We start from the raw sequence: 12,074 nt of genomic DNA, 5'->3' as shown, positions 1-12,074 counted from the left end.
ACACGAGATAAATAATTCTAATAATAGCGCAAGTTTGTTAAATATTAGCAATATTTAGGCGCTAGTGACCTGTTCTAATTGAGTTAAATAATCTAAAGCTTGTTCACGATCATTGCCACACATTTCCATACATGGCTTTAATCGACAACAAACCTTTGGTCTGGAGGATTGTCCAAAGAGTTGACATTGAAAACGACTATCTAAATGGATACAGGGCACGCCGGCAGGCTTGCCATTGGGCATTCCGGGAATAATGGACGAGATCGAAGGTGCAATACAGCAGGCCCCACAATTTTGACGACATTTAACCAATTCTGTCATAAGATTCCTTTAATTTAAGGAACATCGATAAATTTTGATGGTGACAATAGCAAGATAGCGGTAAAATAGCGAGCTAAATTTTAAATTCAATTTTAAAACCTTACAAAGAAACTATTATGGCAAAAGCAAATGAAATAAAACGTGGCGATGCCGTCACTTATAATGGCAAATTATTACTGGTTAAAGACATTGATGTTCAAAGTCCAAGTGCCCGTGGTGCAAGTACACTCTATAAAATGCGTTTTACCGATGTCAAGACAGGCGGTAAAGTTGAAGAGCGATTTAAAGGTGACGATATTATCGAAACCATTGAACTTTTTCGACGTCCAGTCAGCTTTTCCTATATCGATGGTGATGAATATGTCTTTATGGACAATGAAGACTATACGCCATTTATTTTCAAAAAAGCACAAATTGAAGAAGAACTTCTTTTTATTCCAGAAGGTGGCATGAACGGCATTCAAGTACTCATGGCTGATGGCGAAGTCGTTGCATTGGAATTACCACAAACGGTTGATCTAGAAATTATTGAGACCTCACCAAGTATCAAAGGGGCATCAGCAAGTGCTCGCACTAAACCAGCTACATTATCAACAGGACTTGTTATTCAAGTTCCAGAATATATTGATAACAATGAAAAGGTCAAAATTCATATCGCCGAACGTCGTTATATGGGACGATCAGAATAACGTATTAATTTGTCATGAAAACCTATAATCAAAACAAACTCCATAAACGATTGCGTCGCCTTACTGGTGAAGCGATCGCTGATTTTAATATGATCGAAGAAGGCGATCGTATTATGGTCTGTTTATCAGGCGGTAAAGATAGTTATACCTTGCTTGATATTTTATTAAATTTAAAGATCAGTGCGCCTATTAATTTTGATCTTATTGCCGTTAATTTAGATCAAAAGCAACCGGGATTTCCTGAGCATGTATTACCGCAATACCTTGAGTCGTTAGGCATTGAATATAAAATAGTTCAAGAAAATACCTATGGTATTGTCAAAGAAAAAATACCAGAAGGTAAAACAACTTGTTCGCTTTGTTCACGTCTGCGCCGTGGAATTTTATATCGCACCGCAACCGAACTGGGCGCCACAAAAATTGCCTTAGGTCATCATCGTGACGATATTTTAGAAACCTTGTTTTTAAATATGTTCTACGGCGGTAAACTAAAAGCAATGCCACCCAAATTAATGAATGATTCAGGTGAGCATATCATCATTCGTCCGCTTGCGTATTGCAAAGAAAAAGACATTGCAAAATATGCTGAAATTAAGCAATTTCCAATAATTCCTTGTAACCTTTGTGGTTCACAGCCCAATTTACAACGTCAAGTGATTAAAGAGATGCTTAATGAATGGGATAAAAAATATCCCGGACGCATTGAAACCATGTTCCGTGCAACCCAAAATATTACTCTATCGCATCTTTGTGATACCTCACTTTTTGATTTCAAAGGAATTAAAAAGGGGGATCATGTAATTGATGGAGGAGATATAGCATTTGATCATGAAGATATGCCCCAACCGATTGGATTTGATGCATCCGACCTTGAAGATCAAGACATGATCTTATGGAAAGAAGTTAAATAAATCTATATATTATCGCTATCTTGTAAAATTATCCCACTAAACACTTTAGTGGGATAACAAATCTAAAATATCATTTTTGCGTCAATTTTGATAGCGTTAACTCACTGATAACATTCAATCGATTACTCGATCGATAAATTTTAAATTGATTATCAACATTAATATTTTTCAATTTATTAACCATTTAGACCAACTCTGATTGACGATTTGTTTTTCCTCAACAAAACAGGAGTTATCAACCGTGCTGGGTAATAGTTGTAATGATAATTGATGAATTTCGTTACGCATATCTATATAAGCTTGAGTGAGCTTTTGGGCTTCATCCTGTTCCATAATCTGATAATTAGCGGCTAATTCTAATATCCGAACATTATCGCTCCAAGTTGTCATTTTAGGATAATGATGTGCGTAATTAAGCACAAGATACTGTGATAAAAATTCAATATCCCCTATTCCACCCTGATCAATTTTTAAATTAAATAAATCTGGTTGAGTTGACCCCAAATGAGTACGCATTTTTTCACGCATTTCTCTAACTTCGGTTTTTAATTGATGTTCATCACGTACTTTACAAAGTACTTTATGTCGGATTTGTTTAAAATGCTCAATAAGTTCAACTTCGCCATAAATGGCTCTGGCGCGGACTAATGCTTGATGCTCCCAAGTCCATGCTTCATGCATTTGATAGTCCTCAAAAGCAGCTAAACTACAAGCTAATAAACCCGCTTCCCCTTGCGGACGTAAACGAATGTCAACTTCATACAAAATACCAAAACTGGTACGTACATTGAATAAATGGATTATACGCTGAACTAAGCGAAGATAGAATTGACGACTATCTATCTGTTTTTCACCCGTAGTCATACTGTTAACAGGGCAGTCATGTAAAAAAACTAAATCTAAATCCGACCCATAACCCAGCTCCCAACCGCCCAACTTACCATACGCAATAACCACTAAACCTTTATGATCATCAGTAAGATGTTCTGGCTTGCCATATCGAGCTATCATTTGATTCCATGCCATTTGAACAACAAAATCAAGGAGAGCTTCGGCCACAAACGTTAAATGATCACTGACTTTCATGGTGGTTAAAACATGCGCCACATCAGCAGCAGCGATATGCAATAACTGCATCTGCTTGAACTGGCGGAGCGCTTCAAGTTGTTGTTCTTCATCATCAACTTGAATGCGAAGCAAATATTGGTAAAGTTCACTTTTATATTCGTTAGGGGCAACCGTTTGATAAAGTGAATGAATATCGATGAGTTCATCTAACAAGATCGGATAATGTGCCAACTGATCACTAATCATCGGGGAAGCACTACACAACCGAATTAACTGCTTCAATGCGGTAGGATATTCAAGTAATAATTCTAAATAGGTGGTACGGCTAACAATATTGACTAACAAAGGAAAAATTCTTGCTAACACAATTAAGGCATTTTTTTCATTGCAGAGTATTTCTAATAATCTCGGCATAAGTTGATCGAGGATTTCTCGCCCACGCACACCTATTGTCCGTTTACCAATATCATTGCGAAATTGTAACAACAATTGACAAAGCTGATTTGCCGTTTGATCAGAATAGTTAGGTAACACCGCTTTGACATCACTTAATTCTAAGTCTGGTACCCATAAATCATCAAACTTATCATTATATTGTTTAGACTGGATGGATTCGGACTGTTCATCACCGATTAATTCATTGAATATTTCACGGTTGATCAACATTCTTTTTGCCAAGTCTTGTTCAAAATTTTCCCAATTGTCAAACCCCATACTGATTGCTAAACGCATTTGATCTAGTTCATTGTCTGGCAAAGTTTGGGTTTGCTCATCATTAATCGCTTGTAAAAGGTTTTCACAACGACGTAAAAAAAGATAATTTTCTCGAAGTAAAATCACTTCACTGAGTTTCAGTAATGATTCTTGTTCAATAACCTGCAAAGCACTTAATAACGAACGTGTCTGCAATCCAACCACTCGACCACCTCGAATAAGTTGAAAGACTTGAACGATAAACTCAATTTCCCGAATGCCACCAGCGCCAAGTTTAATATTGTTTTTTAAGCCACGACGACGGACTTCACGTTCAATCATACTTTTCATGTTTCGCAGTGATTGTAGAACACTAAAATCGATATAACGGCGATAAATAAAAGGTTTAAGCATTTGATAGAGTTCTTGGGTATAAGTATCATGCTGATCACCTAATACCTTTGCTTTCACCATTGCATAACGTTCCCAATCTCGACCTTGTTCTTGATAATAATCTTCCATAGAAGAAAAGCTAAGAACCAATGGACCACCATCCCCTAAAGGGCGTAAACGCATATCAACACGGTAAACAAATCCATCTTCAGTAATCTGATCAAGCGTTTTAATTAAACGTTGTCCTAAACGCGTAAAAAAAACCGCATTATCTAATTCTCGACGTCCGCCTTGTGTCTGTCCATGTTCTGGATAAGTGAAAATCAAATCAATATCAGACGAAAAGTTTAGCTCGCCGCCACCCAATTTACCCATACCTAAAATCAATAACGGTTGGGGTTTACCTTGCATATTGCTTGGCGTTCCCCATTCTTGACAACTTAATGAATAGAGCCAATCACGAGCCGTTACAACAATTATTTCTGCCAATTCACTGAGTTGTAACAAAATCTGTTCATCACTGCTTGCCTTTATTAATTGAGACCATGCCAGACGAATTAGCATTTTATGGCGAAATTGCCTTAATATTTTCATTAACGAGGCTTCATCTATGACTGAAACTAACTGTTCATTCAACCAAGATTGATAATATTGTCTTTCATCTGCCAGTGGTGGGTTTTGTACAAAATCAGCAAGCCAATGTGGAAAACGAGAAAATGCCTCAACAAGAAAATTACTTTGCACTAAAATATCAAGGTTTGCTTGTACCAGTACTGGATCGCAATGTTGAAGCTGATTGATAACGCTTTGCTTTTGATCTTTAAAAAGATTAGATTGGGGCATTTTTCTGTCTCACACAAGGTATTATCGGGTTTGATTTGTTAGATCATTGCATCAACGCCATTTACTATAACCGAAAACATAATCTATATATTACTTTAAAACTCATTTTCACCAATACATCTATAACAACTTGTATTATGGCGTGATATTAATGTTATTTTTTTGAATCAAATAACAGTTTAGTCATAATTCTAACCAGTATCGAACTTAAAATAAACACCATTGCTATCGTTATCCATGTATAACACAATAAAAAGTTATTGGAGAATCTATAGAATGCTTGTAAATATTCATACAGAAAAACAGATACCCAAAAAATTATTGCAACCAAGATACAATTGAAAATAAATATACATATCGAACTAAATATAAGTTTTTTCAGGTTTAAAATTTCTGTTACGCCTGTAAAACATTTTCTCAACAAAAAATAGCCTATCAAATTAGTCATGAATAAAAATAGAACTAAAATTGTTAGATTAATAATTGAACTTGTTAAACTGTGATAATAACCGAAAAAAATTAGAGGAAATAACAACGTGCTGAAATAACAATTATAAAGCGAAATAAATAACCCAAAATGTAACCGCTGACTTTCAGATTGAGTTAATACGTCATTGCTGCGAATAAAATTTTTATTAAACAATTTGATACTAAGATAAGTCCACAGTGTTATAAAAATATAACTAATTAATATGTTAACAAAATTAATCAATTCATAAGTTAGAGACGAAGAAGAGATAACAGAATTTGAATAATTAAGTTTAGATCTAACCCATAAAAAGATATCACTGTAGAAAAGCGATCGTCCTGCAACCTCCATTGAGGCAAATAAAATAGCAACAAGTAAAGTATTAATAATATTTCTCGAATTGACTTGATGAATGGAGTATTTATTAAATAATACGATGGAAACAACAAATAAAACAATCGAACAAGGTATTTGGAAGAAGAAGTTGATTACGACTTGCCTAGTTACATACCGAATAAATTGATTATTTGTCATATCTGACAATAAAGGATAATCATCAAATCCAGTAACATAGACTATGATATATAAAATATTAAATAACCAATAAAATAAAACTAATAATAGTGGTAGTTTAAAAAAAGTCCTGTCCAATTTCATTGTTATACCTATATTCCATTTATTTCAGAAATTAGTTTAAGTTTAAGTTTTGTGTTTACCTCGCTATAAGCAAACTTTGCAATCGAGTCAATACGTTGTATCGCCATTTGCCACTGCTCAAAATCTGGCTCAATTTGAAGATTTAGGTTTATTAATACTTCGTTTATTTGAATAAGTAACTGTTTATAATAAATGAAATCATTATTTTCTAAAGCATATTCTTCATTTTGTTGCCAAAAGTTGAGTAAATTTGGTAAATCTTGTTCAATTTGTGCAGAAAAGAGTTCAGAAGTAACAGGTTTATTTAATAATAAACGGTAACCTCTTGAGGCCTTACTCTGCGAAAAAAGATGTAAGTTAAAACGACTTAATTCAATCGCAAAGTTAATCAAATCTTGTTTATTGCCTTGTTTTATTTCGAGTTCAACTTCTTGTATTGGTTTAAATTTACCATTTGAGGTTATTTTGCCTAAATCTAAAGCAACTTCAATTTCGCTATTCGCAAACGAGATTAACCACACTTGACGGGTAAAGTTAGTAGTAAAAAGTGGTTGTAAATTTTTCTGTAACTTTTCGATGTCACAATTGTTAGGAAATACGCCTACAGGAAATAGAGATAAATCGAGTTGTGGACAACTTAAATCAACATTATATTCAGTGCGTTCATGCAAACCGGCGATAGCATGACTATCACGTTTTAACGTCATTTCGTACTGTTTACTTTCGTTGCTTTCAGTTACTCTAAGTCTTAATCCACAATGATGATTTCGCAAATAATTATCCGCTGTGTCATAGTAACAGTTACACAAAGATAAGGTTGAAAATGTACGCTGATTGTTCGATAAGCTCGAAAACTCAAGCTCATCACTACTTGCCCATTGGTTTAAAAAAGATTGTAGATCAGCAATGTCACAATTATTTATCTGGAATTTTAACTCAATTTCATTACTCATGAATTTAAACGGGAATATGATTTAATTTGCTATATCATATCCCGATTAATGAAATAAATATACACTATTAGGTGGGAATAAACAGTTGATCATCACTTTCTATAGTTAACCAACTGTTCAACTGAATTTATTATCACGTTTTAGGTTAAATTATTACTTCACTACTCGGAATGGGTTTGTTGATTTCTTCTCGGTTTTATCAGATTGCTGAATATCGGTTTCGCGTTGCTGTTTATATTCGGGTTCGTCTTCAAATCCCATGCCCACGCCATTTTCACGAGCATAAATGGCTTCTACGGCTGACATCGGCACAATAATATGTTGTGGCACACCCGAAAATCTCGCATTAAATTCAATTTTTTCATTTGTTGCCATATATTGCGCAACGGAATGTGGCGCAATATTTAACACGATCTGATTATCTTTCACAAACTCTTGCGGTACAAGAACACCGAATACCGAAGCATTTACCACGATATAAGGAGTAAGTTCATTATCAACAATCCAATCATAAAACGCCCTAAATAAGTAAGGGCGTCGAGCAGTCATTTGGTTTGGATCCATTTAGATTACCTTCTAAAATCACATAATAAATTAGAGCAGATAAATTATTATACTCTAATTTTTCTCTCATCTTCAGTTAATGAACTGATAAAAGCTGGGCGTTCAAAAATTCTTGCCATGTAGGCTAAATAATTTTTTTCCGCAACTTTAGGTAATTCTATACCAAGTATTGGCAATCGCCATAGTAGAGGTGCGAAATAACAATCGCATAGCGTAAAATCATCACTCATAAAAAAGTCTTTTTCTTTAAACATGACAGAAATTGAGACTAAATCATCAAGAAGATTTTTACGTGCGACTTTAGCGGCATCACTATTTGGATCGGCGATAATGGTTTCATAGGCACTGTACCATTCTCTTTTAATGCGATACATCGTTAATCGAGAATTAGCACGCACAATCGGATAAACAGGCATTAATGGTGGATGAGGGAAACGTTCATCGAGATATTCTAACGCTATATGAGGCTCATACAGTGTTAAATCGCGATCAATCAACGTTGGAATTGAACCATAAGGATTAAGATCCAGTAACTCCTGAGGTAAATTATCAGCAGTTACAAACTCAATTTCAGCAGTCACACCTTTTTCTGCCAACACAAATCGGATCTGATGACCATAGATATCTGTTGTATCACAAAATAATGTCATTACAGAACGTTTATTAACAGCAACAACCATGTTCACTCCAAATATGCAAAATTTAAAATAGGTTTAGAGAGTTTCTATTCTAGCAAATTGGATAACAAAATTGTTAAAAAAAATTAATTTTCTTATCATCTTTCTTCAAATAATCGTTTTAATTGTGAAAAACTTTGACAATTTACCATGTTTAAGTCAATTAAAACCGATACAATTTATCAATAACAGTTGGCTCACAATTAAATAATTCGATGAAATGAAAAAAAGACTTTGGTAATTGGAAGTGTGATAAATTTTAGTCATAAAAAAAACCCAGACAGTGCTGGGTTTTTGAAATATTTTTGTAAAGTCTGCAATTAACGTTTGCTGAATTGTGGACGACGACGAGCTTTGCGTAGACCCACTTTTTTACGTTCAACTTGACGTGCATCACGAGTAACAAAGCCCGCTTGACGTAATGAAGAGCGTAAAGTTTCATCATATTCCATTAATGCACGAGTAATACCGTGACGAATTGCACCCGCTTGACCTGAAATACCGCCACCTTTAACAGTGATGTAAAGATCAAGTTTGTCAGTCATTTCAACTAACTCTAAAGGTTGCATAACAACCATACGAGCAGTATCACGACCAAAGTATTGCTCTAATGAACGTTTGTTAATAACGATGTTTCCACTACCTGGTTTGATAAACACACGAGCAGCAGAACTTTTGCGGCGACCAGTACCGTAATATTGATTATCAGCCATCTTCTATCCCCTTAAATATCTAATACTTGCGGTTGTTGTGCCGCATGATTGTGCTCGCTACCAGCATAAACTTTAAGTTTACGGTACATTGCACGACCAAGAGGACCTTTCGGTAACATGCCTTTTACAGCAATCTCGATGACTTGTTCAGGATGACGTTCAATCATTTCTTTAAAAGTCGCTTCTTTAAGTCCACCGATGTAACCAGTATGACGATAATAGATCTTATCAGTGCGTTTTTTGCCTGTTACAGCAACTTTTTCTGCATTGATAACGATAATATAATCACCTGTATCTACATGTGGTGTATATTCTGCTTTATGTTTACCACGCAAACGGCTTGCGATCTCAGTAGCTAAACGACCTAACGTTTTACCTGCTGCATCAACAACATACCAGTCGCGTTTAACTGTTTCTGGTTTAGCTGAAAAAGTACTCATTCGTATTTATCCAATTTTTAATTAATCTCACGTTAATAAATCAAACGATTTATTTACACTTTTTGATTGCAATGATTAAGTAACTAACCCCTTCGAGTTGTTATATTAACCTTGACAACCGAAAACAGTGTTGGGAAGAACACTGTTGTAACGTGGGTTGCAATATTATACAGAAATATAGTAAAAGTGCTAGGTTTTGTCATAAAAAATTATAGCAAGTAAAAACGCTTGCTGTTAAACTTAAAACTAATTTTACTCAATCATATTATTTTAGATGACTCAGATAATTCAACTTACCGATAAAGATTATATAAGTAAAGGCTTACATAGGAAGTGCTATCACCATCCGACTAATCCCGATCAATGTATTAAAGTCAACTATAATGATGGGGCAGAACAAGAAACTAACCGCGAAATTGCCTATTACAAACATCTTATTAAACGCAATATCTCGTGGGATGCGTTAGCCAAATATTATGGCCCTGTGCAAACAAATTTTGGTGAAGGTCATCTTTTCGAATTAATTCGTAATTATGGTGGCAAAACCGCTACACCACTCGAAACATATCTTGCTGACCAACAATTAACACAACAATACTATGATGAATTAATTGTTTTGTTAAAAGCATTAAAATCGACATTGCTTGACAATCGTATCATTACGATGACCATTAAAAGCAAAAATATATTATTTCAACATCTTTCAGAACAAAAAAATCGGCTTGTCATTATAGATAATATTGGTAATTCGACCTTTATTCCGGTTGCCAACTATATACCCTATTTTGCAAAATCGAAGATTGAGCGCACATGGCAACGTTTTTTAAAATCAATCATCAAAGATAATTGGCATAATCCACTGGTGGCTAATTTAATTGATGAGGTAAATCAGTAAGACGTAGTTGAGCAACGGTCCCTTGATGATGATCATGACGATTTTCTAAAGTGAACGATCCATGATGCAACTTTGAAATACGATTCACAATACTTAATCCAAGCCCTATTCCATCATGTTTTCGATCCATACGGAAAAAGGCTTGAGTTAATTTTTCGCTTTTAGACTCATCAATACCGCTACCTTCATCGACGACATTAATAATAATGCCTTCGGCATCTTTAAAACAATTAACGACAATTTTGGTATTGGGTGGACTATAACGACTACTATTTTCAACCAAATTTCGAATCAATAATCTAATTAAAGTGGTATCTCCTTCAAACATCAGTTTTTTATCAGGTATGTTCCATTGAATCGCTTGTTGCTTATGGAATGCTTGCTCGGATAACTCTTCAAAAAGCGGCAACATAATATCATCATGAAAATTAATTTTTTGATAGTGTCCAACAGTAAATTTTTGACTAGCTCTGGCAAGCATTAATAACTGTTCGACGGTATTAACTAAACGATCAATACGATCAATTAATTCATGACAATCGATATGATGTGTTGTTTCTAATAACTCTAAATGCAAACGGATACCGGCTAATGGTGTTCGCATTTCATGCGCAACATCAGCCGTAAAAAGACGCTCTTGAGCAAGTGTACTACTTAATCGGACAAACAACTTATTTAAAACGGTGGTAATGGATTTAATTTCTCGCTTATTACTAATAGGATCAATAGGACTCAGATTATCTTCGGTTCGTTCATTTAAATCTTTTTCTAACACTTCTAAGGGTTTTGTAATCCATTTAATGGCTTTATACGCAAGGAATAAAGTGACTAACATCATTGAAAAAGCAGAACAAAATAAGGCAAAAATAGCTTCTAGTTCTTCATGTTCAACCACTTCATCAATTTTGTTTTGACTTAAGGTCAAATTTACCAATACATCTATCTGTTCTTTACTTTCATGCCATAACCATAACACCGTAATGATCTGGCAAATGAGCATAATCGCCCCCAAAGTAAAAAAAAGATTCCAACGAATACTTTGACGAATATTATTTAACGATTTAAAGATCATCATGTTTTTCATTCAATAAAGAAAAATAATAATTTAATGGTCGCTATTGAGTTGATAACCATAGCCCCGTACAGTTTTGATTAAACTTTTACCTAATTTAGTTCGTAATCCATGAATATAAACCTCAAGCACATTAGAACTTGGATCACTTTGCCAATCATATAGATCATTTTGCAATAAATCACGGTGTACTTTTTCGCCGGCTTTTAACATCAGTCGAGAAAGAACAATAAACTCTTTAGGCGTCAATGTTACTTCACGCTGATGTTGAGTGACAATTTGTTGCTTAATATCAATGGTAATTGAACCAAAGCAAATAAGATTATCAGCAGTGCCTTGATTACGGCGAATTAAGGCTCTCACTCTGGCTAAAAGTTCAGTTAAAGCAAAAGGTTTAATAAGATAATCATCGGCACCATGATCTAATCCTTCAACTCGATCTTCAATGGTATCTCGAGCGGTTAAAATAAGCACTGGGGTATCTATCTGTTTTTTACGCCAACGCGTTAGCAAATCTAAACCGTCACAATCAGGTAAACCCAGATCCAATATTATCAGACTAAATTGACCAAATTGAATAAACTGCTCAGCTTGTTTACCATTAGATGCCACTTCACACACATAACCGTTAGAAGTAATGCCATCATAGAGTCCTTTTTGAAGAAGGCTATCATCTTCAACAATAAGTATTTTCATTAAATGTTATCCTATTGTCG

12 protein-coding genes are annotated in these 12,074 nt (G+C 34.7%); 3 read left to right on the top strand and 9 right to left on the bottom strand.

Features of this window, described 5'->3' with window-relative positions; genetic code table 11:
* Positions 1-54: 54 nt before the first annotated feature.
* Positions 55-321 (bottom strand): YkgJ family cysteine cluster protein, encoded by a 267-nt coding sequence (locus tag J3U35_RS05830; protein ID WP_267360165.1) that lies wholly within the window; start codon positions 319-321, stop codon positions 55-57.
* A 116-nt stretch (positions 322-437) separates the two neighbouring features.
* Between J3U35_RS05830 and yeiP the strand changes: the two genes are divergently transcribed.
* Positions 438-1,010, top strand: a complete 573-nt coding sequence (gene yeiP / locus J3U35_RS05825; RefSeq protein ID WP_220216846.1) for an elongation factor P-like protein YeiP — start codon at positions 438-440, stop codon at positions 1,008-1,010.
* 14 nt (positions 1,011-1,024) lie between these two features.
* The gene (ttcA, locus tag J3U35_RS05820) at positions 1,025-1,921 is read left to right on the top strand and encodes a tRNA 2-thiocytidine(32) synthetase TtcA (protein ID WP_267360163.1); all 897 of its coding nucleotides are present in this window, start codon (positions 1,025-1,027) and stop codon (positions 1,919-1,921) included.
* Between the two features lie 168 nt (positions 1,922-2,089).
* Here the strand turns inward: ttcA and glnE are convergent, their stop codons facing one another.
* From glnE to rplM, 6 genes are all read right to left on the bottom strand, one after another.
* The gene (gene glnE, locus J3U35_RS05815; protein WP_267360161.1) at positions 2,090-4,918 is read right to left on the bottom strand and encodes a bifunctional [glutamate--ammonia ligase]-adenylyl-L-tyrosine phosphorylase/[glutamate--ammonia-ligase] adenylyltransferase; all 2,829 of its coding nucleotides are present in this window, start codon (positions 4,916-4,918) and stop codon (positions 2,090-2,092) included.
* Between the two features lie 1,134 nt (positions 4,919-6,052).
* On the bottom strand, positions 6,053-6,997 hold the full coding sequence (locus J3U35_RS05810) for an inorganic triphosphatase (RefSeq protein ID WP_267360159.1): 945 nt from the start codon (positions 6,995-6,997) through the stop codon (positions 6,053-6,055).
* A gap of 153 nt (positions 6,998-7,150) precedes the next feature.
* Positions 7,151-7,561 carry a ClpXP protease specificity-enhancing factor gene (locus tag J3U35_RS05805; RefSeq protein WP_267360157.1) on the bottom strand — a complete coding sequence of 137 codons (411 nt, stop codon included), beginning with the start codon at positions 7,559-7,561 and terminating at the stop codon, positions 7,151-7,153.
* Positions 7,562-7,608: 47 nt separating this feature from the next.
* Positions 7,609-8,241 (bottom strand): glutathione S-transferase N-terminal domain-containing protein, encoded by a 633-nt coding sequence (locus tag J3U35_RS05800; RefSeq protein WP_267352456.1) that lies wholly within the window; start codon positions 8,239-8,241, stop codon positions 7,609-7,611.
* A gap of 317 nt (positions 8,242-8,558) precedes the next feature.
* Positions 8,559-8,951, bottom strand: a complete 393-nt coding sequence (gene rpsI / locus J3U35_RS05795; protein WP_034901366.1) for a 30S ribosomal protein S9 — start codon at positions 8,949-8,951, stop codon at positions 8,559-8,561.
* A gap of 11 nt (positions 8,952-8,962) precedes the next feature.
* Positions 8,963-9,391, bottom strand: a complete 429-nt coding sequence (rplM, locus tag J3U35_RS05790) for a 50S ribosomal protein L13 (protein WP_034901369.1) — start codon at positions 9,389-9,391, stop codon at positions 8,963-8,965.
* A gap of 274 nt (positions 9,392-9,665) precedes the next feature.
* Between rplM and J3U35_RS05785 the strand changes: the two genes are divergently transcribed.
* Positions 9,666-10,286: a YrbL family protein gene (locus tag J3U35_RS05785; protein WP_267360155.1), complete on the top strand. Its 621-nt coding sequence runs from the start codon at positions 9,666-9,668 to the stop codon at positions 10,284-10,286.
* Here the strand turns inward: J3U35_RS05785 and pmrB are convergent.
* Complete coding sequence (gene pmrB / locus J3U35_RS05780) at positions 10,258-11,361, bottom strand: two-component system sensor histidine kinase PmrB (protein ID WP_267360153.1); 1,104 nt, start codon at positions 11,359-11,361, stop codon at positions 10,258-10,260. The two genes, J3U35_RS05785 and pmrB, sit on opposite strands and share 29 nt — an antisense overlap.
* 30 nt (positions 11,362-11,391) lie before the next feature.
* The gene (gene pmrA, locus J3U35_RS05775) at positions 11,392-12,054 is read right to left on the bottom strand and encodes a two-component system response regulator PmrA (protein WP_267360152.1); all 663 of its coding nucleotides are present in this window, start codon (positions 12,052-12,054) and stop codon (positions 11,392-11,394) included.
* Positions 12,055-12,074: the final 20 nt, after the last annotated feature.

Origin of the sequence: Gilliamella sp. B2717 (genome assembly GCF_026536675.1) — a bacterium.
In the GTDB taxonomy this organism is placed as follows: domain Bacteria; phylum Pseudomonadota; class Gammaproteobacteria; order Enterobacterales; family Orbaceae; genus Gilliamella; species Gilliamella apicola_I.
The sequence above is the reverse complement of the archived record's forward strand: the minus strand, read 5'-3'. Positions and strand labels throughout refer to the sequence as shown.

Coding starts and splice junctions, on each gene's coding strand:
- pmrB (WP_267360153.1), bottom strand. CDS start 11,361: ATGATGATCTTTAAATCGTTAAATAATATTCGTCAAAGTATTCGTTGG.
- pmrA (WP_267360152.1), bottom strand. CDS start 12,054: ATGAAAATACTTATTGTTGAAGATGATAGCCTTCTTCAAAAAGGACTC.
- rplM (WP_034901369.1), bottom strand. CDS start 9,391: ATGAGTACTTTTTCAGCTAAACCAGAAACAGTTAAACGCGACTGGTAT.
- J3U35_RS05830 (WP_267360165.1), bottom strand. CDS start 321: ATGACAGAATTGGTTAAATGTCGTCAAAATTGTGGGGCCTGCTGTATT.
- ttcA (WP_267360163.1), top strand. CDS start 1,025: ATGAAAACCTATAATCAAAACAAACTCCATAAACGATTGCGTCGCCTT.
- J3U35_RS05810 (WP_267360159.1), bottom strand. CDS start 6,997: ATGAGTAATGAAATTGAGTTAAAATTCCAGATAAATAATTGTGACATT.
- J3U35_RS05805 (WP_267360157.1), bottom strand. CDS start 7,561: ATGGATCCAAACCAAATGACTGCTCGACGCCCTTACTTATTTAGGGCG.
- glnE (WP_267360161.1), bottom strand. CDS start 4,918: ATGCCCCAATCTAATCTTTTTAAAGATCAAAAGCAAAGCGTTATCAAT.
- yeiP (WP_220216846.1), top strand. CDS start 438: ATGGCAAAAGCAAATGAAATAAAACGTGGCGATGCCGTCACTTATAAT.
- rpsI (WP_034901366.1), bottom strand. CDS start 8,951: ATGGCTGATAATCAATATTACGGTACTGGTCGCCGCAAAAGTTCTGCT.
- J3U35_RS05800 (WP_267352456.1), bottom strand. CDS start 8,241: ATGGTTGTTGCTGTTAATAAACGTTCTGTAATGACATTATTTTGTGAT.
- J3U35_RS05785 (WP_267360155.1), top strand. CDS start 9,666: ATGACTCAGATAATTCAACTTACCGATAAAGATTATATAAGTAAAGGC.